Source organism: Rheinheimera sp., assembly GCF_965283995.1.
Taxonomy (GTDB): Bacteria; Pseudomonadota; Gammaproteobacteria; order Enterobacterales; family Alteromonadaceae; genus Pararheinheimera.
In genome coordinates this window covers 105566-131821 of record NZ_CBDIQG010000001.1, presented here as the reverse complement: position 1 = coordinate 131821, position 26256 = coordinate 105566, and the positions used below count along the sequence as shown (strand labels likewise).

The following is a 26256-nucleotide window of genomic DNA, read 5'->3' as shown; positions in this document are numbered from 1 at the left end:
GAGGAACCTATGGCTCAGAACGTTTATCAGTTTATCGATGTAAAGCGGGTGGACCCACCGAAAAAATCGCTGGATGCCCGCACTATTGAGTTTGTTGAAATTTATCAGCCGATGACCGACACCCAGGCGGCAGGTCAGGCCGACCGTTGTCTGGACTGCGGCAATCCTTATTGTGAATGGAAATGCCCGGTGCATAACTACATTCCACAGTGGCTGAAGCTCGCCAACGACGGTCGTATTGTGGAAGCGGCTGAGCTGGCACACAAAACCAACTCGCTGCCAGAAGTCTGTGGCCGGGTTTGTCCGCAGGACCGGCTTTGTGAAGGTGCCTGTACGCTCAACGAAGGGTTTGGCGCTGTCACTATCGGCTCTATTGAAAAGTACATCACCGACAAAGCCTTCCAGATGGGCTGGCGGCCGGATTTATCCGCAGTAGTGAAAACCGATAAAAAAGTCGCGGTGATTGGCGCAGGCCCGGCCGGTTTGGCTTGTGCCGACGTACTGGTCCGTAACGGCGTGACTCCAGTGGTATTTGATAAATATCCGGAAATCGGCGGCCTGCTGACCTTTGGTATTCCGCCATTTAAACTGGAAAAAGACGTACTGAAACTGCGCCGCGAGATCTTCACTGAAATGGGCATTGAGTTCCGCCTCAATACCACAGTCGGAGTCGACGTCAGCTTCGACAGCTTATTGGAACAGTACGATGCAGTCTTCCTGGCGCTGGGTACTTACACGCCGATGCAAGGCGGCCTTGCTAATGAAAACGCGCCGGGCGTGTATGAAGCTCTGCCTTATTTAATCGGCAACGTGAACAATCTGCACAACTGGACCACTGAACATCCGTTTGTCGACTTAAAAGGCAAAAAAGTCGTGGTACTCGGTGGTGGTGATACTGCGATGGACTGCGTGCGCACGGCGATTCGCCAGGGCGCCAGCAAAGTGATTTGTGCTTATCGTCGTGATGAAGCCAACATGCCGGGTTCGCGCCGTGAAGTACAAAATGCGCGCGAAGAAGGTGTGGAGTTCATGTTTAACCTGCAGCCACTGGGCATCGAAGTGAATGCCCAAGGCGAAGCTGTTGGCGTCAAAGTAGTCACCACTGCTTTAGGTGCACCAGATGCTAAAGGCCGCCGCTCGCCAGAGCCGGTAGCAGGTTCAGAGCAAGTACTGGATGCTGACGCGGTGATTGTCGCCTTTGGTTTCCAGCCAAGCCCACCAAAATGGCTGGCCGACCAAGGTGTTGCGCTCGATAGCAAAGGCCGGGTTGTGGCAGCAGAAGATAGTCTGTTTCCGCTGCAAACCAGCCAACAGAAGATTTTCGCCGGTGGTGATATGGTGCGGGGTTCTGACTTAGTAGTCACCGCTATCGCACAAGGCCGCAAAGCCGCGGAAGGTATTCTGGATTATCTGGCAGTGTAAAAGACTCTAGGCTCGACATCGCCGAAAAGCTCTGGGCACCACGAGCCTGCATTTTCCATTCGCAGAGCGAATGGCGTTCATCAGGCGAAACGCCAAACTGTTGGCGTTTCGAAATCCCTGACTCACCGTACCGTCCTTCCATGGACATAAAAAAAACCCGGCAAGCCGGGTTTTTTCTTATCAATGCAAATTAAGCACGTTTGCGTAAACGCAGAGCCAGTAAACCTAAGCCCAGCAGCACAGCAGAAGCTGGTGCCGGAACACCTGGAGTTGGTGGCAGGCTGCCTTCGTCGATCAGTGCGTATTTCACCTGACCACCTGCAACCAGGTATTCACCGTAACCGTTACCCCAGAATTGCACTTTTGAGAAAGTACCGCTGTCGTCAAAAGCAGCAACAAAGATCTCATGGACTAAATCGCCGAATCTATTCTTAAACAGACCTTCGCCATATTGAGAAGCTGAAGCAACCAGGATTGGGGCGCCGTTATCAAAGGAGATAAACAGATCAGTGGTTGGGTTATGACAGCAAGTCGCCCAGTCACCCACTTCAAAACCAAAAGAGTTAATTGGGTTGTCAAAAGTAAAAGTGATACCACTTATTTTTGAACCTAAAGTATCACGTGATGGATCGTTTGGGCTGATATCAATAGTGTTACCAGACATAGTGCCGTAACCACCAACTGACATCCAGTTGCCATTTGTGCGGGAGATTGAATAATCACCACGGTCGATAACTGTACCACTCATCAGGTCAGTCCAAATGTCAGTTTTAACAGTGCCACCGGCATTGATAACTGTGGTGTTGAATTTGGCTGAACCTGTTGGGATCCCTTCGAACACAGTTGCGATAGTTGCTTGTGCAGAAGAAGCGGCTAACAGCAATGCAGCTGCGAATAACTTAATTTTCACGATTATAGTTCCTTGTCATTTGATGTTAAAACAACGGTAGATTAGCAGGAAGCATGCCAAACCACATTCTTCATGTAATTCATATACTTAATCGTTAAGTAGATGTGCTATTTTAGGAACTTGTAAAGTAGATAGACAATAGAAATGAATTTGTGAAAAAAGTAGAGCAAATACTCTTTCTCGCAACCAGTGAGCTGCAATTGTTACCTTTCGATAGATGGATATAATTTTGCGGCGGCTAAAACCTGTAAGTAATTTGTTAAATACCATCCCTCATGCTAGGGTAGATATACTGAAAAGGAGCATGATATGTCTTTGTTTCGTTTGTCGTATTTACTGTTAGTTATTTCCCCTGCAGCAGCTTTGGCGAAAGCTCCGACCGTCGCAGACCTGTCCCGCTTATCTCTTAATCAAGCGCAAAATCTACAGCAACAAGGCAAGCTCAGTTCACAGGAACTCACCGACTATTATCTGGCACGTATAACACAGCTGGACGACCAGGGCCCTACCCTGCATGCAGTCACGGATATCAACAGCGACGCGCTGACTCAAGCCAAGCAACTGGATGCCGAACGGCGGGCCGGCAACATCCGTGGCCCGTTACATGGTATGCCAGTGCTGCTCAAAGCCAATATTGCAACGGCTGACCAATTGCCAACAACAGCGGGCGCCCTGGTATTGAGAGATTTTAAAACCAGTGTCGATGCAGCGCTGGTCGCCCAATTACGTAAAGCTGGTGCCGTGATCCTCGGTAAAACCAATTTATCGGAATGGGCAAACTTTCGTGGTGAAGGCTCCGCCAGCGGTTGGTCAGCGCTCGGCGGTCAAACCAAAAACCCTTATGTATTGAGCCAAAGCCCATGTGGTTCCAGCTCCGGCTCCGGTGCGGCAGTAGCCGCCGATTTAACTTTATTGGCTGTGGGCACTGAAACTGACGGCTCTATTACCTGCCCTGCCGCGATCAATAATATTGTTGGTATTAAGCCAACGCATGGGGCTGTTTCTGGCCACGGCATTATTCCAATCGCCAGCTCGCAGGATACTGCCGGACCAATGACACGTAACGTCGCCGATGCTGCGGCCTTGTTGCAGGTTATCGCCACACCACAGGCACAGCAAAAATATGGCGACCTCAATGCCGCAATCACGCAGCAGCCGGTAAAACAAGTAGTGTTAATCCGGCATTATGACAAGGACTATCCAGCGGTGGGTAAGATGCTGGACGAGCTGAAAAAACAGCTGACCGCTTTAGGGGTTACCGTGAAAGAGCGTCAGACGTGGCAGTTGGCAGACTCAGTCTACCAGGATGAATTGACCGTCTTAGTCTATGAATACAAACGCGATTTAAACCAGTGGCTACAGGATTTCAAAGCACCGGCAACTGCCAGGGATATCAAGAGCATCATTGCCTTTAACCAACAACAAGGCAAAACCGCTTTGGCGTTTTTTGGTCAGCAATATTTGGAACAGGCGGCAGCCATTGACCTGGAGAAACAAAAAGCTGCCTATCAACAGGCCCGTCAACGTTCTCAGCAAATGGCCGCTGCTTTGCTGGATGAAGATTTAGTCAATGGGACTTTGGTGATAGTGCCGGCAACGGGTCCTGCCTGGGCTATTGACCACGTCAAAGGCGATCAATACAACTTTGGTTCCGCCAGTGCTGCGGCCATTTCCGGCTATCCATCGTTGACCCTGCCGGCCGGCTTTGATGGTCATCTGCCGCTCGGCGTCAGTCTCATCGGTAAACCCTGGCAGGAAGCTGACATGATAGGTTTGGCGCATGCGCTGGAGCGACAACGGGGGCCTGCTGCGGCGCCGACCTACCAAACCAATCTGTAAGTCACTTCTGCTACAGAAGCCAGCTCGAAGGTATGGCTGGCTTCTGTTCCCGTCTCAATCAGTCCCAATGGATACTATGCTGTGCTTTTACTGCAGCTTTGAGCATATCCAGCAACGGCACAGCCCTCTGTTTTAAGCCGACGGCCGGCTCTTCGCCCGGTTGTTGGGGCATTGGTGTATCAGTCACATCAGCCAGCGCTTCCTGCAGCTGCCACAACGCCTGCGGTACATCATCAGCATAAAATGCACCCGGAACTTTCGGTTGTGCCCCCATCAGCTGAATCAGCTGCAATGCCGGATCACCAAACATAGTAATAGGGTAATGATCTTTGCTATGGAAAGTAACTAACATTTGTTTGCACTCCTCTGACACTGACAGTTCAAACAACGGAACGAGCGGGACAACCACTATACTCCGCTCCCGCTGCGCAGCTCAAGCATCTCTGCCGCCCTGTTAAAACACAGTTCCGGACAACGGACTAAAGTTCGATTTACAGCTCGTATCGAACAAGGTATAACCAATAAATTGAGCATTAACTCTAAATATCTTATGCCACAAGCTCAGCATATCGCCGACATCGTCATGCGGGGTTTTCGCCGCCATTTCCGGCTGTTTCAACAAATCACCGCTAATGCCCAGCAAAGATTCGCCTCGGCCGACTGGAGCGGTTTTTTAACCGACAATGCCGAACGCATTTCTTATTACGATACCAGGGTCAGCGAAACTATCGCCGTGCTGCAGCAGGAATTACCGGTCCATTGCCTCGATGAGGCCTTGTGGCAGCAAGTAAAACAGCATTATCTGGTTTATCTGCAATTCCACCCGCAGGCTGAACTGGCTGAAACCTTCTACAACTCGGTGTTTTGCCAGTTGTTTGACCGGCAATATTTCCATAATCAGAATATTTTTGTCGAATCGACCTTAAGCAAACAGCAATTGCCCGCCCCGGTGGCATCGGTCTATGACAGCTATTTTCCGGCACAGGACGGCCTGCGCCAATGCTTACGTCGTATTCTCAGCGGTTTTAGCCTGGGAGTGCCTTTTGAAAATCTGGACCGCGACATCCGGCTGATTGTGAAGACCTTTGTCGCGCAGTCCAGTCACGGCCGCCACCCGGTGCATCAAATCCGCTTTGATATTCTGAAATCGGTGTTTTACCGCAACAAAGCCGCCTACGTGGTCGGTCGCGTGGTCAGCCCGGATGGCCAGCAGCCTTTTATCATGCCGCTGTTACATCAGCGCAGCCGCGGGCTTTATGTCGATAGCCTGATCACCGACACCCAGCAAATGACCATCATCTTCGGCTTTTCCCGGGCCTACTTTATGGTCGATGTCCCGGTGCCTTCGGCCTTAGTGCATTTTTTAAAAGAACTGTTGCCGCATAAAACCCTTGCTGAACTCTATGCCTCGGTTGGCCTGCACAAACAGGGTAAAACCGAGTTTTACCGCGAGCTACTGCAGCATTTGGCCCAGAGCCGCGACACTTTTGTTGCAGCACCCGGTATCCGCGGCATGGTGATGATGGTGTTTACGCTGCCTTCTTTTCCTTATGTTTTCAAAGTGATCCGTGACCGTTTCGCCGATACCAAGCCGTTTGGTCGCGATACCGTCAAACGCCGTTATCATCTGGTCAAAACTCATGACCGGGTCGGCCGGATGGCCGATACGCTGGAGTATTCCGATGTCGCTTTGCCGAGAAACCGCTTTTCAGTCGAACTCTTAGCGGAGCTGCAACAGAGCATCGCCAGCTCGCTGGTGATCGAAGATGAGCTGGTCGTGATCAAACATCTGTATATTGAAAGACGCATGTTGCCGCTGAATCTGGCGCTGGAGCAAGCCGGGCCGGCCGAAAAACGCCGGCTGATGCAGGACTATGGTCAGGCGCTGAAAGATATGATTGCTGCCAATATCTTTCCGGGCGACATGTTGCTGAAGAATTTCGGCGTCACCCGTCATGGCCGTGTGGTGTTTTACGACTACGACGAAGTGCAGTATTTACTCGATATGAACTTCCGCGCCATACCACCAGCGGAGAACTGGGACGATATGCTCAGTGCAGAGCCGTGGTATCCCATCCACCCGGGTGACGTCTTTCCGGAACAGATCGCCACTTTTGTCACAGCGCAACCGGAACTTCGCCAGTTGTTGCAGGAGCTGCATCCGGAGTTGCTCGAAGCCAGCTATTGGCAACAAAAACAGCAACGGATCCGTAGTGGCATGGTAGAAGATGTGTTTGCCTATCCACAGCAACAACGGTTTGTGAGTTTATACCCGCCGGAATTCGCGAAAAAAAGTTAGTGAACCGTTCAGCCGAGAACTGCGCTAAAATGCCGGCCTTTTCAGTTGCCGGGATTTTACTTTGGCTAATGTAGTGCTGGAGCTGCGCCTGCGCGAGCTTGCAAAAACCACCAAACCTTTTAATGCCCGTGGCAGTAAAGTGATCCGCTGTGACGGTTGTTTGCTGCCAAAGGCTGATTGTATCTGTGCGGCAATCCCTGCGCCTTCAGCCCGCAGTGCGTTTTTGTTTCTGATGTATACCGGTGAATGCTACAAACCAAGCAATACAGGCCGGCTCATTGCGGATGTAGCCGCCGACAGCCATGCCTATGTCTGGGACCGCACCAGTCCGGACCCGGCATTATTACAACTACTGCAACAGCCGGATTACGCTCCTATTGTAGTATTCCCTCATGAATACGCCGCCGCTGAGCGCTGTATCAGCGCAATTCCGCACGAATTGCAGACCGGCACAAAAAAACCACTGTTTATCATGCTGGATGGCACCTGGCGCGAAGCGAAAAAGATGTTCAGTAAAAGCCCCTACCTTGATACCTTTCCGGTTTTAGGCATCAATCCGACCGTGGCATCCGGTTATGTCCTGCGCGAGGCGGCGCATTTGCATCAGCTTTGCACTGCAGAAGTAGGGATCGAAGTATTACAGCTAGCTGCAGATCATCAGGCATCCGCCGATTTGACCAGCTATTTCCAACATTTCCGCCGACAGTACATGGCCGGTAAACCCCATCTGCATTTTGACGAAAGCTAATCTGCACTCGCATAAAACTGCAAGAGCTGACCGAGTAACCAGTCCGGAGCATCCAGCACCACATCGTGCCCGGCATGCGGGTGCTGCCGATGCTGGACTTGCCAGTATTCAGCCAGTCGTTGGCTACAGATTGGATCAACCAGCTGATCGGCTCCCCCACTGAGTAACAACATCGGGCATTGCGGTTTTGCCGGCAAACTAAACCGGCTGGCCGCCATCAGTTGTCGCAGCACGTTCAGCCGCTGGACCGGCCTATGCCGTGCGATATCGACGGCCTGAAGCAGTTGCTGTGGCTGCCAACGATGACTGGTCAATTGCAGGATCAGCCGTTCGCGCTGTGATACGGGGGCGAAAAAAGCACTCAGCACCTTTGGATACTGCTGCCAGCGTAAACGCTGATAAAAAGGCGTGAGCGTTCCGGCACTGGTATTAATCAATACCAAGGAAGCAACCTGTTGCGGCGCTAAGGCGGCCAGTTGTACTGCCAGCATGGCACCGAGTGACATCGCAACCAAATGCCAGGGCCCCGGATGCTGGCGGCGTAGCCTTGGCAACATTAATTCAGCCAGACGCGTCATATCAGCCGGACTCTGCTCCTGATGAAACTGCCCCATCCCCGGCAGATCCTGACACCAGACCGGCCTTGCGCTTTGTTGCGCCAGCCTTGCCGGAAAATCGCCCCAATGCGCCTGCTCGCGGGCTAAGCCACGCAACAGTACTACTGGCTGTACCATAAGTCATTCGCCTCCACTGCATTCCGACTATCCACTGTGGGCAGCCAATGTGCCGACGCCGCTGTCGCCTGTAGCAAAAATTCAAACAAAATCAGGTGACTGCGTAGCACCCGTTTCACCCGGTGTGGTTTCACCGGATGGAACAACCCATGACTTTTAAATAGCTGAAACGGATTTTTCCGCACCCAATTCCACGAACCCATTTCCAGGGTCAGTGGCAGCATTAAATGATTATGTTGCAACGACTGATCAAATAAATGGTCCCATAAGTCACCATGGCAGAGGTAATGCCGGCATTGCGGTTCAAAAATGTAATTCTGATGCGGATAGGTTTGAAACAATAACTCCCGGAGACGGTGCATTTGCGCCAAATGGGCAATCGGCTGCGTACTGGATTTCGCATACGGAAACCACAACCGATCGGTCTGGCCAAAACCGGAATGGCAATCAAGGACCAGTGAAAAAGGCGCGCTGAATAGGCGTTGCTGCACGAAATCGCACAACACCCGGCTTTCCGTTTCCAGTTGATCGGCGGCGCCACGAAACCAGGGGATAAATTTACTGTAACGCTGGCCGCCAACTAAAAACGCCGCACCTTCCACACAGTCTTGTGGGGCGTTGCGCATTAAATCAACATGCCGGGCATTAGAGCGCCAACCGCGAGCCATGCCTCCCGGATTCAACAAAGGCAATATATACAGCTGTACCCTATCGAACAGCGCAGCAAATTGCTGGTCCCAACGTAACCGGCTACACAAACTTTCCAGATAAGCCAACAATACCTGAGTACCGATCCGTTCGAGGCCATGAATGCCACCGGTGAGTAACAATACCGGCTTGCCCGGCGCTGCATTGCCGACAGAAATAGCGTAAAGCGGATATTGTTGGTCAGCAGCACTGACCATCGCCAAGACCTGTGCACTTACCGGTGCAGGCGCATGGCGTAGCAGCAATTCCAGCTGATGCAGCTCTGGCAGAGAATCTTGCAAAGCCGCTCCGGTAATGGTGGATAAAAACTCAGCATAAGGCACCACAGCCGCAGTTTTATGGCAGTTTAGTGAAATTTCACTACAAGCCACTGCAGGTCTTATCGTCAGTAGCGGACAATAGTCCGGCTGTGGCATAGTACCCAAAGGAATTATGGAATGGACCACACCATGTCGTGCAAAACGCTGCTATTGCTAAGCCTGTTACTGCCAGCGCTGGTTGCCTGTCAGAACCCGCAACGCGGCAGTGAAGAATATTGGTTCAATAAGATGCGTGACGAACAGCGGGCGCAATGCCGGTTGTTACCGGCACCATTATCTGAAAGCTGCCTGAAAGATGTTGCCGGCAAAAAATATCAGGATTTTTTACGTCAACGCGATGACAGCAGTCAGACCAAATCCAGTTGATAATAATCAACCAGTTTGTCTGAACCAGGCACTATTTTTTGCCCCACTTGTAGCATACCTACCTTTTCCAGAATGCGTTTTGACGCCAGATTGTGTGGCGAAACAATGCCACAAAGCTGCCGTATACCAAGTTGTTCCCGGGCAAATTGCACTACGGCTAATGCAGCTTCAGAGGTATATCCAGCACCACTGAATTGCTCAAACAGCGCGTAACCCACATCTGGCCGGTCCAGATAATCACGTTGTACTAAGCCACACAAACCGAGTACAGCATCATCTGACAAGCGCTCAATTAAATACAAACCAAAGCCATGTTGCAGATAACTGGCGATGGGACCATTTTGCAGATACTGCTCTGCACCAGCGAGATCCCGCACTTGCTTGTCGCCGATGTTCTGCAAGAATCCAGCTTCGTTTAGTAGCAATAACATTGCCGGAGCGTCGCGACACTCGGCATGACGCAAGCGCAAACGGTCAGTCGTTAAAATAATCGCCATAATGTCCCTCTTCGATACCCGCGCAGACTTGGACAAAAAAAGGCCAGTCTCAGACTGGCCTTTTTTTTCGATGCTGTTAAACGCGTTTTTGGTCTTGTTCTGCCAGCTTCGTCAGACTGGAGCTTAACAGTTCCTCGTCCGTTTTTCCTTCCCAGTAATGCGCATTTTTAATGCCGAGTTTTTCTGGATGGAACACTGGATCTTTGCCTTCGGCTTTTTGGGCTTCATAGTCGCGCAGACACTTAAAAGCGGTCTTGTGCAGCAGAATGATCGCAATGATGTTCAGCCAGGCCATAAGACCCACCCCGATGTCACCCAAGGCCCATGCCATATCCGCAGTTTTTACCGTGCCATAGACAACAGCGGCCATGATGCCGATTTTCAGCAGGAAGCCCAGCCAAGGCCGCGATACCGCGCGGTTGATGTAAGCAATATTAGTTTCAGCGATGTAGTAGTACGCAACAATTGTAGTAAAAGCGAAAAACAACAACGCCACAGCAACAAAAATTGAGCCAAAACCCGGCATGACGTTCTCAAGCGCGGTCTGCACATAGCCTGGGCCGGCAGCGACACCGGCCACACCAGTATAAATAGCCTGTCCATCGGCAGCCTGGACATTATACTGGCCAGTAATTAACAGCATAAATGCGGTAGCGGAACAGACAAACAAAGTATCTACATAGACAGAGAAGCCCTGTACCAGGCCTTGTTTGGCCGGATGGGAAACAGCTGCTGCTGAAGACGCATGCGGGCCTGTACCTTGACCCGCCTCATTTGAATAGACGCCACGTTTAACGCCCCACTCGATGGCCAAACCAAGAATCGCGCCATAAGCGGCTTCAGTACCAAAAGCACTGTTGATGATCAATTTCAGTACCACGGGCAACTGTTCGATGTTCAATGCAATGACCACACAAGCCACAATGATGTAGCCCAGCGCCATAAATGGTACGACGATTTCAGCGAAAGTTGCGATGCGCTTTACACCACCAAAAATAATAAAGCCTAAAACAACAGCCAATACACCCGCAGTAACATTCGGCGAAATACCGACTGCAGTTTCCAGACTGGACGCGATCGAATTTGCCTGTACGCCGGGTAACAACAACCCTGTAGCAAAAATAGTCGCAATGGCAAAAATCCAGGCATACCATTTCATGCCGAGGCCTTTTTCAATATAAAAAGCCGGGCCACCACGGTACTGGCCATTGATTTTCTCTTTATAAACCTGGCCTAAAGTCGATTCAACAAATGCAGAACTGGCGCCTAAAAACGCTACCATCCACATCCAGAACACCGCACCTGGGCCACCAAAAGTGATAGCGGTGGCGACACCGGCGATATTGCCTGTCCCGACCCGGCCTGCCAGCGTCATTGTCAGCGCCTGAAAAGATGAAACCCCGCTGTCAGAGCTTTTGCCGTCAAACATCAGCCGGATCATTTCGCGCACATGACGTAATTGCAGGAAACGTGAGCGTATGGAGAAATACAGGCCCACCCCGAGACAAAGTGCGATTAACGCCTTGCTCCAGATGATGCCGTTCACCACAGCAACAAATTCATTCATTAGTAGATTCCTCGGAGATTGTTATAGTGCGGTGCTATTGCTGCACCGTTGTCTGACAAGAGTCTGGCAAGGTCAGTAAGATGTCCAAAAGCCCACGGCAGATCAGCGTCATAAGATAACGACTAAAGTCGGATGCGCCCAGTATTATTTCGCTAAAGTACGGTGGTTCTGCTGGGAAAAGCGGCAAAATGACCAGAGGTAGGAGTAGTTTCAGCGCAGTTGCCGGTGCACTGGCGCGAGCTGCTGCATTTGTTTCTGGATCCACTGCTGGCGTTTACGTACATAAGGCGATGGCGCCTGTACCAAAAAACGATGCGGGTTTGGTAGTACTGCCGCCAATAATGCAGCTTGTTGACGGGACAACTTTGCCGCCGAAATGCCAAAGTAACGCTGTGCCGCAGCTTCGGCACCAAATATACCAGGGCCAAATTCTATGCTGTTTAAATAGACTTCCAGAATGCGTTGTTTGCCCCAGGCACCTTCAATCAGCAGTGTCAAACCACTCTCCAGACCTTTGCGCACCCAGCTGCGGCCTGTCCATAAAAATACGTTTTTTGCCGTTTGCTGACTGATGGTCGACGCACCACGCACTTTACGGCCTTTGCTGTTGTAGACCAGTGCTTTCTCTATCGCCTGCAAATCAAAACCACGATGCTGCAAAAATTTTTGATCTTCTGCTGCGACCACCGCCTGTAGCAGATTTGGCGATATCTGCGCTAACGCACGCCACTGGTGACGTGCCTGATACTGCGGTTTACCATCCAGCCAGGCGCTGAGCTGGCGCTCAAGCATCACACCAGTATAAGGCACAGGCAAGTACGCGAACAGCAACACCAGCGTCAATACGCCCAGAATGCAGTAGCGCAGCACTGACAGCAGCAGTTGAAAAAAACGGTGAACGGAGAGTTTCAGCAAGTGATTGCAGACTTTTGACAAAACCGGAGACCAGTCTAACTTGGTACTCCGGCTTTTAATAGTCAGAAAAATTCGGTTTAACTGCGCTCATCGGCAGCCTTTTGCAGCAAACGCCGGCTTTCCTGCAGGAACTGGCTGGCAAGCGGTCCAAAAAACTCCTGACCTTTGGCAAATTCCGCCATCAACCCGGCTTTGTCGCGCGCTGCCAGCAAATGCGATAATTGATTAAATCTGTGCTGATAACGCTGCAATAGACCGGTAACAGCAACAGAGCTCAGCATAATATCGGCATAGAGTTCGGCATTTTGGGCAAACAGCCGCCCCACCATCGCTAATTCCAAGCGGTAAATTGGCGAACTCAGTTCCAACAGTTGCGGCAAATCAGCATGTTCTTCTGCCAGATGCACACCATAAACCAGCGAACTAAAGTGGCGCATGGCCTGAATTAACTGCATCAGTTCATCATGTTGCCGGGCATCTTTCTCAGTGAGTACTGCCCCCCAAACTCTAAACTGTTGTAGCAACCATTGATATTGCTCTGCGGCGCGACCATGACACACCACTACCACTTGTTTAACGATATTACTGATATCCGGACCAAACATTGGGTGCAAGCCAAGCACAGGGCCTGAATGCTGCTGCAACATAGCCTGCAGCGGCGCAGCTTTGATACTGGTAATATCTGCCAGAACGCAGTCTGCTGGTAGCTGTGGCAGCATCGCAATGACTTGATCCGTTACGGCGATTGGCACCGCCAGTAAAACCAGCGTGGCGTCGGCGCAAATCTGTGCCGCTTGCGGCCAATCTGTGTGTTCCAGCACAGAAACCGTAAAACCCGAACGCTGAAACAAGCTGACAAAGCGTTGACCCAGTGCACCGCGACCACCGACAACAACGACCTTGCCACCGCCTTCGCGACAGCAGACAAAGCCAGTTTCCTGCGTGGAATAGGACTCGCGCATCACCCGGCGCAGCACATCTTCCACCAGTTCGGGGGATACCCCTAAGGTTTCGGCCTGCGCACGACGCGCTTCCAGCAGCGCTTTTTCCCGCTCCGGCACATACAGAGGTAAGGCATATTGCTGCTTGACCTGACCGACTTGCGCTGTGACTTTGGCCCGTGCAGCCAAAAGCTGTACCAGCTGTGTGTCAATCGCATCAATTTGTTGCCGCAGCGGCGCCAGTTCTGCCGCTGAAGCTGCTTGGGCTGAAGTTGAAATGGTCATAAGTATCCTCAGGCAGCCTGACAAACACCTAACATTTGATGATGCAGACCCGCTAATAGCTGTGCCGTTGTAGCCCAGTCGATACAGGCATCAGTGACAGACACACCATACAGTTCTGCTTTGCCATTTTCGATATTCTGCTTACCACCACAAATGTTACTTTCCAGCATCAGACCAATAATGGCGTCGTTCCCCATTACCCGCTGCGCCACCACAGCTTCAGCGACCAGTGGCTGTCGGTTATGGTCTTTGTTTGAATTGCCGTGACTGCAGTCAACCACAATGCCACGCGGCAACTGATGCTTATCAAGCACCGCCACCGCGGCATTAATGCTGTCCGCATCATAGTTTGGTTTACTGCCGCCACGCAGAATGATGTGTCCATCCGGATTACCAGCGGTTTGTACCAACGCTACTTCGCCGCGCTGATTGATACCGATAAAACTGTGCGGACTGGCAGCAGACTGCAGCGCGTTTAAAGCGATATTCAAATTACCGTCAGTACCGTTTTTGAAACCGACGGGCATCGAAAGACCACTGGCCATTTCACGGTGAGTTTGACTTTCCACAGTCCGGGCGCCGATTGCGGCCCAGGAAACTAAATCCGACAGGTATTGCGGGCTGATCGGATCCAATGCTTCGGTCGCTGTTGGCAACTGCATGTCGACCAACTTCAGCAATAACTCACGGCCGCGGGTCAGTCCGGTTTCCAGATCAAATGAGTCATTTAAATGCGGGTCATTGATATAACCTTTCCAGCCCACAGTCGTGCGTGGTTTTTCAAAATAGACCCGCATCACGATGTACAGACTGTCGGCGTATTGTAACTGCAACGCCTTCAGTCTCTCGGCGTAATCAATAGCCGCAACCGGATCATGGATCGAACAAGGACCGGTGATCACTAACAAACGTTTATCCCGACCGTGCACAATATCGGCAATCTCCCGGCGCGATTGCTGCACAAACAATGCCCCTTGTTCTGATAATGGCAGTGCTTTTTTCAGCACCAGCGGCGGACTCAACGGTTTCTCCGCCAGAATACGTAGATCGTCAACTATTTTGCTCATCGTGTTCGCTCCTTTATTCAGTGGAAGTTCGAGTACAATCGGCTGAACCGCTCCGAACTCCGCTCGTACACCTTTGTGTACATTCCGTATTTTAATAATTACAAATTGCCGACATATTAAAAAGCGCATGAATCAATGTCAATGATAAAAGTCAATAAATATGGTACCTACAACAATCATTGCAGTGCAGCAACTTTTGTACATTTTAAATTACACCCTCTCGCATTGAGATGACCATCTGACAAAAAACACTGCCATTCGCCCGTTCTGACCAACCAAGCGAACATTTTCCAGCCAATGCTTGCCTGACCAGCTTCAGCTGTTTAAAGTTAGGGTCTCGGAACTTCAAAGGTGTAGCAGCCGCGTGCGTAAAATACGAATCTGCAGCAATATTACTTTGCTACTGATGCTGGCCCCGGTGTCTGGCGCAGAAGTCCGGGTATTCACAGAACATCTGCCGCCTTTTCAGATTGATACAGCTGGCGCTGCGACGGGCTTTGCAACGGACGTCGTGCGGCAAACATTTCAGGATGCCGGAATTTCCTATCAGATTGAATTTCAATCCTGGAGCCGCGCGTACCAATTGGCTTTACGTGACCCCAATACCTGTATTTACTCTATTTCTAAAAGCAAAGAACGGCAGGCGCTGTTTCAGTGGATTGGAGAGCTGTCGTATAACACCACCGCAATTTACGGCCTGGCAAGTCGCAAGGACATCAAGCTGCATTCGCTGGAGCAGGCTAAAAACTACGTTATTGCGGTAACTCGGGACGATGTTACGCATCACTATTTATTGCAGCATGGGTTTGAAGAAGGGAAAAATCTGTACGTGCTGGAGAATGTCTCGAGCATGTTGAATGTACTGGCCAACCGGCGTCAGGGCATCGATCTTGTCATCATTAATGACACCATTCTGAAGTATCGTGCGGTCGAGTCGGGCCTGGCACCGGCTGAATTTCACAAACAGCTGGTGTTACCTGATTTACCGCTGGATTTTCACCTGGCCTGCAGCCTGAAAACTCCGGAAGCAGTCGTGGCGCCATTGCGCCGCAGTCTGCAGGCCATCAAAGCAGATGGCCGATTTGACAAAATCGTGTCTGGCTGGTCAGAACGTCTGAACTAAACCAGCACGTCTATAAAAGCTTGATCCATTACCACTACAAACTTTTCTTCGGCGGCAAGGCCACGTTTGCAAAGATAAAACCTGCAACTAAAGACATGAAAATCAAAAATGTTTGTTGGCCCAGATGGTCGGTAGAGACGATCTGCTCGCCGGAAATAAAAGCGTTCAAACCGATATAGGTCTTGCTACCCGGTACCAATACGATCATGCCTTGTAATGAGACGATACTGGCTGGCGCATCCATAAAGCGGGTAAACAGATTGCCATAAATGCCAACAGCAAAGGCGCCGACAAATGCCCCCAACGCCAGCCCGAGATACAGACCGCCAACCTGGCTGGCCGCATAGGCAATAAAACCTGATAACAGTCCCCAGAATGCATGCTTTTTGCGCGCGCGAAACACAATCACCAATGATCCGCACAGTGCGGCCACCGCCAGCCAGCTGGTCCAGGCCGGTACGGCCAGTCCTGGCTGAAAAGGCACATCGCCGAACAATTTGGCGCCCAATGCCATACCTAAAAAAGCGCCAAAATACAGTTTAAACAATAACATCACTGCATCCATGATGCGGGCAGTGCCCGACACCAAATGCCGGGCCGCCAGCTCTGCCAATCCAAGCGTCAGCGCCAGGCCCGGTATAAACACAATGATGGCCGAAAGTACAACAATTGGAACATTGATGGAGGGATCAAAATATGCGGCTATCGCGGTTGCTGCCAGTGCCGACACCAGTGCCACCAGCGGTTCCAGCATATTAGTCACTCGCCGGCTTTTCTCCGCCCACAACACAAACAGATAGACTAGCAGGCTCAACGCGGTGGCATAAGCTACATCAGTCCAACTTGCCTGCATCAGCATGGCAAAAGCGCCACCGGCAGCACCGTATGCAAGAAATGTCGCTTTACGCGAATACGGATTAGGCATTGCAGCAATTTCATTTAATCGTGCCGTCGCGTCCTGCAAGGTCATCAGATTATTTGCAACAGCATCGACGATTTCATCGGTTCGGGACAACGAGCCCAAATCCAACTCGCCGGGCATGACTCTGGCAACATGGGTGTATTCGCTGTCTTCACCGGGTTGCCAGATGACAAAAGTCAGCACTGTAGGTGTGATAGCAAAAGCGGCGCCAATGCCAAGAAATTCCGCAACATTTAACAGATGCACTTCAAGCCGGTAGGCCGGCGTGCCAAATTTGTGCAGCATTTTTCCCAGTTTGACGATAAACCGACGTTTTTCGATAAATTCAGCCGAATGCACTGTAAATTCCTTGGCGTTACCTGTGAATGAAAGACGTTAACCTTTCAGCGATGATCTCAGCATAGCGGTGACTGAACGCAGAAAAAAGCTGAATAATCAGAGATAGAATTATTTGCTGAAACTTTGTGCGCAGGACGAGATTTAAACTTGATGTTGCATGCATGCCACAGACGAATAACTGCAATACAAAAAAATGGGGAATAAATTTAAGCATAAAAAAAGGCTGCCCGGGGGCAGCCTTCAAGTGCTTAGTTAAGCTTTTCGCGGATACGCGCTGATTTACCTGAACGATCGCGTAAGAAGTAAAGCTTGGCACGGCGTACTGCACCACGACGTTTCAGCGTGATGCTGTCAATCATTGGGCTGTGCGTTTGGAATACACGCTCAACACCTTCACCGTTCGAAATTTTACGAACTGTGAATGCTGAGTGTAAACCACGGTTACGTTTGGCAATAACAACGCCTTCGTAAGCCTGCAGACGAGTTTTATCGCCTTCTTTAACTTTAACTTGAACAATCACAGTGTCACCTGGACCGAAAGCTGGAACGTCTGTTTTCAGCTGTTCGTTTTCAAGTTCTTTGATGATGTTTTGGCTAACTTTGCTCATAACAATCTCACTTTACCTGGATAAACTATCGTTGCTGCAACGCCTGGTGTTCCGATTGGAACTCTTCCAGAAGTTTGCGTTGCTCCTTAGTCAGAGCCAGGACATTTAACAATTCCGGACGCCGAAGCCATGTTCTCCCGAGAGACTGCTTCAAACGCCAGCGTCTGATGTTTTCATGGTGTCCGCTGAGTAGTACAGCGGGAACCTGTTTGCCGTCTAACACTTCTGGTCTGGTATAGTGCGGACAATCCAGCAATCCGGAGGCAAACGAATCCTCAACTGCTGACATGTCATGCCCCAGTACGCCTGGTACTAGTCGCGATACCGCATCAATCAGCGTCATCGCAGGCAATTCGCCCCCACTCAGCACGTAATCGCCGATTGACCATTCTTCGTCAATTTCCGACTCTATTACGCGTTCATCAATCCCTTCGTAGCGACCTGCTACCAGCAACAGCTTTGGACGTTTCGCCAGTTCAGCGACCCCTGCCTGATCTAACTTACGGCCTTGCGGCGATAAGTAGATGGTATGGACCCCTTCCCCTGCGGCAGCTTTCGCGGCGCGGATTGCGTCGGTCAACGGCTGCACCATCATCAACATACCTGGACCGCCACCAAATGGTCTGTCGTCTACAGTGTTATGTCTGTCCGAGGTAAAATCCCGCGGATTCCAGCACTGTAAATCAATCAGCCCGTTTTTGACTGCCCGGCTGGTCACACCATATTTTGTGATTGCCTCGAACATCTGCGGAAACAGGGTAATGACCCCAAACCACATGTTGTACTGTCCGGACATTAAAAATCTGGGTCCCAGTCGACGATAATTCGTCCTTGCGTTTTATCCACATTTTTGATGACAGAGTCAGTCAAAAATGGAATCAAGCGCTCTTTTTTACCAAATGCATCGGTTCGGTTTGCCTTCACAACGAGAACGTCGTTCGAGCCAGTTTCCATGATGTCGTCCACGACGCCTAAATCATAACCGGCTTCATTTACCACGGTCAGACCCATCAGGTCTTTCCAGTAAAAGTCGCCGTCATCAAGCGCGGGCAGACTGGTCTGAGTCACAGCGATTTCCGCATTCACGAAAACTTGTGCCTGGTCCCGGTCACTAACACCTTCCAGTTTGACGATTAAGCCATTGCTATGGCGTTTCCAACTGGAGATTTGCACTGGTTGCCATTTGCCCTGAGATTGGATCTGCCAGGGTGTGTAATCAAAAATCCCTTCCGGGATATCTGTGTAGGAAATTACTTTTAGCCACCCGTTGATGCCGTAAACAGCGCCAAACTTACCTAAGACAACTAAATCTTTACCCATCAAGGTCAATTCCTACCCAGTTTGCTAATTAAGCAGCAGCTTTTTTAGCAGCTTTTACCAGTGACGCAACGCGATCGCTCAGAGATGCACCTTGTGCAACCCAGTGATCAACGCGGTCCAGGTCGATGCGCGCTTTCTCTTCAGAACCGCCAGCGATTGGGTTGAAGAAACCCACGCGCTCAATGAAGCGGCCATCACGAGCAAAACGGCTGTCAGCGACCACAACTTGGTAAAATGGACGCTTTTTCGCGCCACCACGTTGTAAACGAATAGTTACCATACCGTCCTCTATTTCAATCGTTCAGGTTTTTGTAAATCAAAATCCCCGCGGTCAGGCCGCAGGGACGCCGAATTGTACGCGTTTTTCATTGTAATGCAAGGGATTTCAGGCTTTGCAGCCGGTTATCAGGCCAGTAATACCGGTGGATGACTCTGTGGATAAGCTCTTGACAAGCTGTTGGGACAAGCGCTGCGGATAGTCAACAGATCCTTCGGATCCAGCCTTAAAATTGCCATTCAGTTCACTTCACACTGAGCGGTGATAACGAAGAGCTTCCGATACAAAAAGGCCACTGCGATGCAATGGCCAGTTGGACAAGTATGTCTATGGGTTAACGTCCACCACCCGGCAAACCAGGCGGTAATTTACCACCCATCGCCCGCATCATTTTCATCATGCCGCCTTTACCACTCATTTGTTTCATCATTTTCTGCATTTGAGTGAATTGTTTCAGCAACTGATTGACGTCCTGTACCAAAGTGCCAGATCCGGCCGCGATACGCTTTTTACGCGAGCCTTTGATCAAATCCGGGAACTGGCGCTCCTTTGGTGTCATCGAATTGATGATGGCTTCCATTTTATTGAAGCTTTTATTGTTGATCTGATCTTTGGCGCCAGCCGGCAGATTTTTCATGCCCGGCAATTTGTCCAACATCGACATCATGCCGCCCATGCTGCGCATTTGGACCAGTTGATCGCGGAAATCTTCCAGACTGAAGCCCTGACCCTTCATCATCTTCGCGGCCACTTTAGCGGCCTGATCACGGTCAACTTTTTGCTCGAGCTCTTCGATCAGACTCAGTACATCGCCCATACCGAGAATTCGCGAGGCGATCCGATCCGGGTGGAATGGCTCCAGCGCATCGGTTTTTTCACCCATACCGATAAACTTAATCGGCTTGCCAGTGATGTGGCGGATAGATAATGCAGCACCACCGCGCGCATCACCGTCGGCTTTAGTCAGGATCACACCGGTCAGTGGCAACGCTTCATTAAAGGCTTTGGCCGTATTGGCAGCATCCTGACCTGTCATCGCATCGACGACAAACAGGGTTTCAATTGGTTTGATCGCCGCGTGTAACGCTTTGATCTCATCCATCATTTCACTGTCAACATGCAGACGGCCGGCGGTGTCGACCAACAGGATATCGTAGAATCCTAACTTAGCCGCGCTGATGGCCGCATTGGCGATATCCACCGGTTTTTGCGAAATATCACTAGGGAAAAACTCAACGCCGACATCTTTTGCCAGCGTTTCCAGCTGTTTGATGGCGGCCGGCCGATACACGTCCGCCGATACCACCATCACTTTTTTCTTTTTACGCTCTTTTAAGAACTTGGCCAGTTTCGCCACTGAAGTAGTTTTACCGGCACCTTGCAGACCTGCCATTAACACGACTGCTGGCGGCTGGGTGTTCAGGGTTAGCTCTTCATTAGCTTCCCCCATCGCCTCTTCCAGCGCTTTTTTGACGATTTTGAGAAATTCCTGACCTGGGGTCAGACTTTTACTGACTTCAAGACCTACCGAGCGCTCTTTTACCTGATTGACGAAATCCCGCACGACTGGCAACGCCACGTCCGCTTCAAGCAACGCCATGCGCACTTCACGCAAGGTCTCTTTGATGTTGTCTTCGGTCAGGCGGCCACGGCCACTGATATTTTTCAGCGTTCGGGTCAGGCGATCCGACAAATTCTCAAACATGGTCAAATCCGGTTCTGTCAAAAATGACGGCGATTATACCAAAGCAGTGGCAAGGCGTCAGCCTCAGGCTCTGTCAATCTGTCGTCTCTTCCCATACAATGACCAAAAATATGCATTCAAATTGGAATTATTTGCATGTCGGCCGCATTCTTGCCTGTACTCGCCCTGCTTTGTTATCTGGTTGCCGCTGTGATTGTGTCGCAGCGGTTGTACCATGCCGATGGGCCCCGCCTGAAATTGCTGTTTACAGTCGCCATTGCCGGTGTAGTCCTGCATATGCTGGGGCTGAGCCAAAGCCTGTTTACCGCCGAAGGGCAAAATTTCAGTTTGCTGAATGTCAGTTCGCTGGTGTGCTGGCTGATTACTGCAGCTTTTACGGTCACCGCGCTGCGCACCCCGATTCTTTTACTGTTACCTATAGTGTATGGCTTTGCCGCCATGGTGCAGCTGGCTGTCATTTTGCTGCCCGACGCTGTCCAACTGCAGCATTTTGAGCATAGCCCCTGGTTGCTGACCCATATCATGGTGGCGTTTATTGCTTACGTGATTCTGATTATGGCAACCTTATATTCATTTCAGGTCAGCCTGATCAGTCAGCGGCTGAAACAGAGAACTCCACTCCCAAGCGGCACCGTACTGCCGCCTTTGATGCAGGCCGAACAACTTCTGTTCCGGCTGATTTTATTAGGCACTATTCTGCTGGGTATTACAGTATTCAGTGGCGCTGTATTTGGTCAGGACTGGTTTGCCCGCCATAACCTGCACAAGAACGTACTCAGCACCCTTGGGTTTGTCGTTTTTGTCGTGCTGTTAGCGGGTCATCGGTTAGCCGGCTGGCGTGGACGTATCGCCAATGGCCTGACCATGACCGGCAGCTTGTTACTGACTTTGGCCTACTTTGGCAGTCGCTTTGTCCGCGAAGTGCTGCTGTAGTCTGACTTGACGCTGTGTCTGATTTCGCATATTAATTGAAGCTGAACGGCAACACAGGCATACTCCGACTTGGACGCAATCTCTACCGGCACGCTGCTTCTGATACTGGCGTTTCTGGTGCTCTGCTCTGCTTATTTCTCCGCAACTGAAACTGCGATGATGTCGGTGAACCCCTACCGGCTGAAGCATTTATTAAACGAAAACCACCCTGGTGCACAGCGTACCCATGCGTTATTGCAACGGCGTGATCGCTTAATTGGCCTGATTCTGGTGGGTAACAATCTGGTGAATATCGCCGCATCCGCAATAGGTACGGTGATTGGCATGCGACTCTATGGCGATTATGGCATTGCCATTGCCACTGCGGCACTCACTCTCATCATTCTGATTTTTGGTGAAGTCACCCCAAAAACACTCGGTGCATTACATCCGGAACGCGTCGCTTTTCCGAGTAGTTTAATCCTCAAGCCGCTAATGAAAGTGCTGTATCCGGTAGTCTGGTTAATGAACCGGATCTGTAACGGAATATTGAGTTGGTTTGGCGTCAGCGCGGAACAACATCAGGGCCATAGTCTGAGTAGTGAAGAACTGCGGACTGTCGTGCATGAAGCCAGTGCTATATTGCCGGGGCAGCACCAGAGCATGCTGGTCGGTGTATTGGATCTGGAAAAAGCCACCGTAGAAGACATCATGGTACCGCGCAACGAACTGGTTGGCATCGATATCAACGACGAGTGGAAAGATATTCTGCATCAGCTGTCCATCACCCAGCACAGTCGTATTTTGCTGTATAGGGACAGTGTTGACGATGCCCTCGGTTTTTTACATACCCGCGACATCATGCGGCTGGTGCTGAAAGAGCAATTGAATAAAGCCAGCCTGTTACGTGCGGTGCATGATATCTACTTCATTCCGGAAGGCACCAGTCTGAACACCCAGCTGGTGAAGTTTCAGCACTCAAAAGAACGCATTGGCCTGGTGGTGGATGAGTTTGGTGATATTCAGGGTTTGGTTACACTGGAAGATATTCTGGAAGAAGTTGTCGGCGAATTCACCACAGATACCGCAGAAGCTAATAGTGAAGAGATCCGACCGCAACCTGATGGCTCGTTTCTGGTCGAGGGCAGTATCAACTTACGCGATCTGAACCGCGAGTTACATCTGAACTTCCCTACCGACGGCCCGAAGACTTTTAATGGGTTGGTGCTGGAATATCTCGAAGACATCCCGCAATCAAACCTCAGTCTGAAATTACTCGGCTATCCGTTGGAGATCGTCGAAGTGCAGGACAATATGATTAAACTGGTTCGGCTTTACCCGCACCTGAAGCAAGACTAAATAATAAAAAACCATTAAAAGCAAAGACTTGTAAAATAACTAAAAAAATCACAAATTTTTCTGAACTTTCTTTAGCAGACCTCGTCTGACTATTTGAAAGGATTCTGCCAAGTTTTTGTTTTCATCCCTGGATTCTCCCTATCCTTAGTTTTACGGCCACTGATGTGGCCGTTTTTTTGCCCGGAGCATGCGCGGCGCAAGTGTACGCCGACAACCAGACGATAAAAAGCCCGCATGTCTGCAGGCTTCGGGCAATTCAATGAAATATGATACCGGCTAACAAGGTTTTTCGGCGAAATACTGTTGCAGGTATTGATCAAAACCCACGGTGTCGGCAGCTTCAATCTGTTGCTGCTCCGCTAGTGAATCCGCCGCCATCTGCATGAACTCGGCGTGCTGATAATGTTGATACTCGCCGGCTAATAGCTGCTGACGATACAGATCTGCCAGTTGCAGATTGACCTGACCATTATCCTGCTGGTTGGCCTGTAACATCGCCAGCATCTTGCCCGATGGCGTTCGCGCCGGGTCCAGTAAACTCAGATAATACTGCTTCAGAATACTTTGATAGGATCGGGCTGGGTCATCGGCACTTTGATAAGCATCATCGAGCCATGCCGCCAATGGTGACAATTCAGCAAAAATCTCTTCTGCCCAATCTTGCATCAACCGCGGCTGCCCATCCTGATCTAACTCCAGATTCAACCGGCGGCCATCGGTGACGACTTTTTTCAGATTCCGCTCCGTGACGGCCTGCGCCTCGGCATCTTGTTCCGGACTCTCCTCGAGTAAACAGTACAACAAAAATAAATCGAGAAAGCGCATCTGCTCGGCGGTGATCCCGACGGCACTAAACGGGTTCACATCCAGTGCACGTACTTCGATATATTCGACACCGCGTTTGGCTAATGCGCAAGTTGGCCGTTCACCGCTTTTGATTGTCCGCTTAGGCCGGATGGTCGAATAAAACTCGTTTTCAATTTGCAGGATATTGCTATTCAGTTGCTGATGTTCGCCCGCATTGCCCTGTCCTATTGCCTGATATTCGGCCGATGGCGTCGTGATCGCCTGATGCAGCCCGCGGATATATTCCGGCAGATTGTTATAGGTAATGGCCAAACTGGACTGCGCACTGTTGGTATAACCCAAATCACTCATCCGCAGCGAGGTGGCGTATGGCAGATACAAAGTGCCACTGCCCAAGGTCTGGAAACTGTATTTGCTTTGCCGGCCCTGCAGAAATGATTTACACATCGCAGGTGAAGCACCAAACAGGTACACAATCAGCCAGACATAGCGCTTATAGTTGCGGATCAGGTGCAGGTACTGTGCAGAGATAAACTCCTGCAGCGGCTGCGTATCACCCAGCATTGTCTGATATTGCTGCCAGAACGCTTCGGGGATGGAGAAATTAAAATGTACGCCGCTGATGGCTTGCATCATGCTGCCGTAGCGGTTCTTCAAGCCCTGGCGGTACAGTGTTTTCATTTTGCCGACATTCGACTTGCCATAGTAGGCCAACCGGATCTCGTCCTGATGTGCAATATAACAAGGCATACTGCCGGCACCGAGACGCTCGTCGCCTAACTGCCGCATGGCGAATCGGTGAATATCGGTCAGCTGGGCCACTGTCGTTTCAATGCTGGTGGTTGCCGGCGTAATAAACTCGAGCAAAGATTCGGAAAAGTCTGTCGTGATCAGCGGATGCGTTAATGCCGAACCCAGCGCCAGCGGATGATCCTGCTGCGATAAGGTTCCATCGGGTTTGATCCGTAAAGTTTCGCGTTCAATACCGCGACGAATACCGGTGATGTCGTTGCGCCAAGGCGCAGTGCGCAATGCGGCGATACGGGAGGTAAACAGCTGACTCAATTGCAGTCCTTATCGGGTGATCAAAGCACCCTCTAGTGTGAAAACGCAGCAGCAAGGTGCGGTCCGGATCCCTATCATTGGGGAGCTGAGCACAAAAAACAAGGGAAGTTCTGTCTATTCCTCTTCTTCCTGCTGTCGTCGTCTGGACTGCTGGCGTTGCACAATTAACCGCATAATATCTTTCCAGGACACAATACCCAGCAGCTTATGCTGTTGATTTGTCACCAGTAAACAACTGATGTTGCGTTCTATTAATAAAGTTGCGGCTTGGATCACCGAAGTATCCGGCCCGATGCACACTACCGGGCTGGTCATGATCGAACGCACTTTCCGACCTTGCGCAAAAAGTTCTGCCGTGTGTTCAGAGGCGGAATCGACGACCGGGCTCATCGCTTTATAAAAATCTTTGACCGACACAATACCTACGACCCGTTGCATACTATCCACCACAGGAACATGTTGGTAGTGCGCTTCGGAAAATATGCTGCGCAGGCTGGCCAGGGTTGCTTCCGTATGTGTCACAACCACTTTTTTCGACATAATGGCGTCTATGGACATTCAGCGCCTCCGGTCAATTTCATTTATGAATCATTACTCTACCATTTGCAGCTGTCGAATCGCAAAGTACATCAGGTCAACAACAATTGCCCGTTAGCAGCAGCCGGGAATTCAGGTACACTGGGAGAAAGAACAGATTTTGGCTAGGAGTTCCCGATGAATGTTGCTTTGGGTTGTCACTTGCTGTGTGCTGCGCTGCTGACGTTCACCGTTAATGCACAGGAATATTACCGCTGGCAAGACAATAAAGGCCAGTTACATGTCAGTCAGACACCTCCGTCTGCCGGTATTGACTACGAAATTGTCGATACTCAGGCAAAATCAACAGTGACAAAAGTGAAAGCCACTGCCGCTACCACACCGGTCAAACCGCTGGACGCGAAACAAATTGCAGCGTTAAACCAACAGGTTGAGCAGGTCAATCAGCAACTGAAGCAACAAAACTGCCAGCAAGCGCGGATGAATAAACAACGGCTGACCGCGGAAGCGCCCGTGGCCATCACCAACGCCGACGGCGCTGCGGTCGCACTGACCATGGAAATGCGCGCAGAGCAACTGGTTGTCACCGAACAACATATTCGTGAATTTTGCCAGCCAGACAGTCCGGCCCCCAGCAAAAAATAATCACACCGCAGCATTTGTT

General features: G+C 50.6%; 26 protein-coding genes. 9 read left to right on the top strand and 17 right to left on the bottom strand.

Features of this window, described 5'->3' with window-relative positions; translation table 11 throughout:
- The first annotated feature begins 9 nt into the window (after positions 1-9).
- On the top strand, positions 10-1422 hold the full coding sequence (locus tag ACQ66Q_RS00675; protein ID WP_430455014.1) for an FAD-dependent oxidoreductase: 1413 nt from the start codon (positions 10-12) through the stop codon (positions 1420-1422).
- A 190-nt stretch (positions 1423-1612) separates the two neighbouring features.
- Here the strand turns inward: ACQ66Q_RS00675 and ACQ66Q_RS00670 are convergent, their stop codons facing one another.
- Positions 1613-2332 carry a hypothetical protein gene (locus ACQ66Q_RS00670; protein ID WP_430455013.1) on the bottom strand — a complete coding sequence of 240 codons (720 nt, stop codon included), beginning with the start codon at positions 2330-2332 and terminating at the stop codon, positions 1613-1615.
- A gap of 309 nt (positions 2333-2641) precedes the next feature.
- On the opposite strand from ACQ66Q_RS00670, the gene ACQ66Q_RS00665 reads away from it, so the two are divergent.
- Positions 2642-4171: an amidase gene (locus tag ACQ66Q_RS00665; protein ID WP_430455012.1), complete on the top strand. Its 1530-nt coding sequence runs from the start codon at positions 2642-2644 to the stop codon at positions 4169-4171.
- 58 nt (positions 4172-4229) lie between these two features.
- On the opposite strand, the gene ACQ66Q_RS00660 is transcribed toward ACQ66Q_RS00665, so the two are convergent.
- Entirely contained in the window at positions 4230-4523 is a 294-nt protein-coding gene (locus tag ACQ66Q_RS00660; protein ID WP_430455011.1) for a DUF1840 domain-containing protein, read from the bottom strand.
- Between the two features lie 198 nt (positions 4524-4721).
- Here ACQ66Q_RS00660 and aceK point away from each other — a divergent pair, with 198 nt between their 5' ends.
- Together aceK and ACQ66Q_RS00650 are read left to right on the top strand one after the other, a co-directional pair.
- Complete coding sequence (aceK, locus tag ACQ66Q_RS00655) at positions 4722-6470, top strand: bifunctional isocitrate dehydrogenase kinase/phosphatase (RefSeq protein ID WP_430455010.1); 1749 nt, start codon at positions 4722-4724, stop codon at positions 6468-6470.
- A 61-nt stretch (positions 6471-6531) separates the two neighbouring features.
- Entirely contained in the window at positions 6532-7218 is a 687-nt protein-coding gene (locus ACQ66Q_RS00650; protein ID WP_430455009.1) for a tRNA-uridine aminocarboxypropyltransferase, read from the top strand.
- On the opposite strand, the gene ACQ66Q_RS00645 is transcribed toward ACQ66Q_RS00650, so the two are convergent.
- A complete protein-coding gene (locus ACQ66Q_RS00645; protein ID WP_430455008.1) occupies positions 7215-7952 on the bottom strand; it encodes an alpha/beta fold hydrolase in 738 nt (245 codons plus the stop codon). The genes ACQ66Q_RS00650 and ACQ66Q_RS00645 overlap by 4 nt on opposite strands.
- Positions 7937-8941 carry a M14 family zinc carboxypeptidase gene (locus tag ACQ66Q_RS00640; protein ID WP_430455007.1) on the bottom strand — a complete coding sequence of 335 codons (1005 nt, stop codon included), beginning with the start codon at positions 8939-8941 and terminating at the stop codon, positions 7937-7939. The genes ACQ66Q_RS00645 and ACQ66Q_RS00640 overlap by 16 nt, the downstream gene beginning before the upstream one ends.
- 156 nt (positions 8942-9097) lie before the next feature.
- On the opposite strand from ACQ66Q_RS00640, the gene ACQ66Q_RS00635 reads away from it, so the two are divergent.
- Positions 9098-9346 carry a hypothetical protein gene (locus ACQ66Q_RS00635; protein ID WP_430455006.1) on the top strand — a complete coding sequence of 83 codons (249 nt, stop codon included), beginning with the start codon at positions 9098-9100 and terminating at the stop codon, positions 9344-9346.
- On the opposite strand, the gene ACQ66Q_RS00630 is transcribed toward ACQ66Q_RS00635, so the two are convergent.
- From ACQ66Q_RS00630 to ACQ66Q_RS00610, 5 genes are all read right to left on the bottom strand, one after another.
- Entirely contained in the window at positions 9328-9843 is a 516-nt protein-coding gene (locus tag ACQ66Q_RS00630; RefSeq protein ID WP_430455005.1) for a GNAT family N-acetyltransferase, read from the bottom strand. The two genes, ACQ66Q_RS00635 and ACQ66Q_RS00630, sit on opposite strands and share 19 nt — an antisense overlap.
- 76 nt (positions 9844-9919) lie before the next feature.
- Positions 9920-11410 (bottom strand): alanine/glycine:cation symporter family protein, encoded by a 1491-nt coding sequence (locus ACQ66Q_RS00625; RefSeq protein WP_430455004.1) that lies wholly within the window; start codon positions 11408-11410, stop codon positions 9920-9922.
- Positions 11411-11620: 210 nt separating this feature from the next.
- Positions 11621-12346 carry a monofunctional biosynthetic peptidoglycan transglycosylase gene (mtgA, locus tag ACQ66Q_RS00620; protein WP_430455003.1) on the bottom strand — a complete coding sequence of 242 codons (726 nt, stop codon included), beginning with the start codon at positions 12344-12346 and terminating at the stop codon, positions 11621-11623.
- 56 nt (positions 12347-12402) lie between these two features.
- On the bottom strand, positions 12403-13551 hold the full coding sequence (gene tyrA / locus ACQ66Q_RS00615) for a bifunctional chorismate mutase/prephenate dehydrogenase (RefSeq protein ID WP_430455002.1): 1149 nt from the start codon (positions 13549-13551) through the stop codon (positions 12403-12405).
- An 8-nt stretch (positions 13552-13559) separates the two neighbouring features.
- Positions 13560-14618, bottom strand: a complete 1059-nt coding sequence (locus ACQ66Q_RS00610; RefSeq protein WP_377241457.1) for a 3-deoxy-7-phosphoheptulonate synthase — start codon at positions 14616-14618, stop codon at positions 13560-13562.
- 364 nt (positions 14619-14982) lie between these two features.
- Here ACQ66Q_RS00610 and ACQ66Q_RS00605 point away from each other — a divergent pair, with 364 nt between their 5' ends.
- Positions 14983-15741, top strand: coding sequence for a substrate-binding periplasmic protein (locus ACQ66Q_RS00605; RefSeq protein WP_430455001.1), 759 nt, complete (start codon positions 14983-14985; stop codon positions 15739-15741).
- A 34-nt stretch (positions 15742-15775) separates the two neighbouring features.
- Here the strand turns inward: ACQ66Q_RS00605 and ACQ66Q_RS00600 are convergent, their stop codons facing one another.
- The 6 genes from ACQ66Q_RS00600 to ffh all read right to left on the bottom strand — a co-directional run bounded on the left by ACQ66Q_RS00600 (position 15776) and on the right by ffh (position 20912).
- A complete protein-coding gene (locus ACQ66Q_RS00600; RefSeq protein WP_430455000.1) occupies positions 15776-17002 on the bottom strand; it encodes a threonine/serine ThrE exporter family protein in 1227 nt (408 codons plus the stop codon).
- 248 nt (positions 17003-17250) lie between these two features.
- Positions 17251-17610, bottom strand: a complete 360-nt coding sequence (gene rplS, locus ACQ66Q_RS00595) for a 50S ribosomal protein L19 (RefSeq protein ID WP_208930711.1) — start codon at positions 17608-17610, stop codon at positions 17251-17253.
- Positions 17611-17635: 25 nt separating this feature from the next.
- Positions 17636-18388 (bottom strand): tRNA (guanosine(37)-N1)-methyltransferase TrmD, encoded by a 753-nt coding sequence (gene trmD / locus ACQ66Q_RS00590; protein ID WP_430454999.1) that lies wholly within the window; start codon positions 18386-18388, stop codon positions 17636-17638.
- Between the two features lie 17 nt (positions 18389-18405).
- Positions 18406-18930, bottom strand: coding sequence for a ribosome maturation factor RimM (gene rimM, locus ACQ66Q_RS00585; RefSeq protein WP_430454998.1), 525 nt, complete (start codon positions 18928-18930; stop codon positions 18406-18408).
- 28 nt (positions 18931-18958) lie between these two features.
- Positions 18959-19210, bottom strand: coding sequence for a 30S ribosomal protein S16 (gene rpsP, locus ACQ66Q_RS00580; protein WP_208930708.1), 252 nt, complete (start codon positions 19208-19210; stop codon positions 18959-18961).
- A 331-nt stretch (positions 19211-19541) separates the two neighbouring features.
- Positions 19542-20912, bottom strand: coding sequence for a signal recognition particle protein (gene ffh, locus ACQ66Q_RS00575; protein ID WP_208930707.1), 1371 nt, complete (start codon positions 20910-20912; stop codon positions 19542-19544).
- Positions 20913-21047: 135 nt separating this feature from the next.
- Between ffh and ACQ66Q_RS00570 the strand changes: the two genes are divergently transcribed.
- Together ACQ66Q_RS00570 and ACQ66Q_RS00565 are read left to right on the top strand one after the other, a co-directional pair.
- On the top strand, positions 21048-21845 hold the full coding sequence (locus tag ACQ66Q_RS00570) for a cytochrome C assembly family protein (RefSeq protein ID WP_430454997.1): 798 nt from the start codon (positions 21048-21050) through the stop codon (positions 21843-21845).
- Positions 21846-21914: 69 nt separating this feature from the next.
- Entirely contained in the window at positions 21915-23183 is a 1269-nt protein-coding gene (locus tag ACQ66Q_RS00565; protein WP_430454996.1) for an HlyC/CorC family transporter, read from the top strand.
- Between the two features lie 276 nt (positions 23184-23459).
- On the opposite strand, the gene gshA is transcribed toward ACQ66Q_RS00565, so the two are convergent.
- Entirely contained in the window at positions 23460-25055 is a 1596-nt protein-coding gene (gene gshA, locus ACQ66Q_RS00560; RefSeq protein ID WP_430454995.1) for a glutamate--cysteine ligase, read from the bottom strand.
- A gap of 114 nt (positions 25056-25169) precedes the next feature.
- Positions 25170-25613: a CBS domain-containing protein gene (locus ACQ66Q_RS00555; protein ID WP_430454994.1), complete on the bottom strand. Its 444-nt coding sequence runs from the start codon at positions 25611-25613 to the stop codon at positions 25170-25172.
- A gap of 156 nt (positions 25614-25769) precedes the next feature.
- Between ACQ66Q_RS00555 and ACQ66Q_RS00550 the strand changes: the two genes are divergently transcribed.
- Complete coding sequence (locus tag ACQ66Q_RS00550) at positions 25770-26237, top strand: DUF4124 domain-containing protein (RefSeq protein WP_430454993.1); 468 nt, start codon at positions 25770-25772, stop codon at positions 26235-26237.
- Positions 26238-26256: the final 19 nt, after the last annotated feature.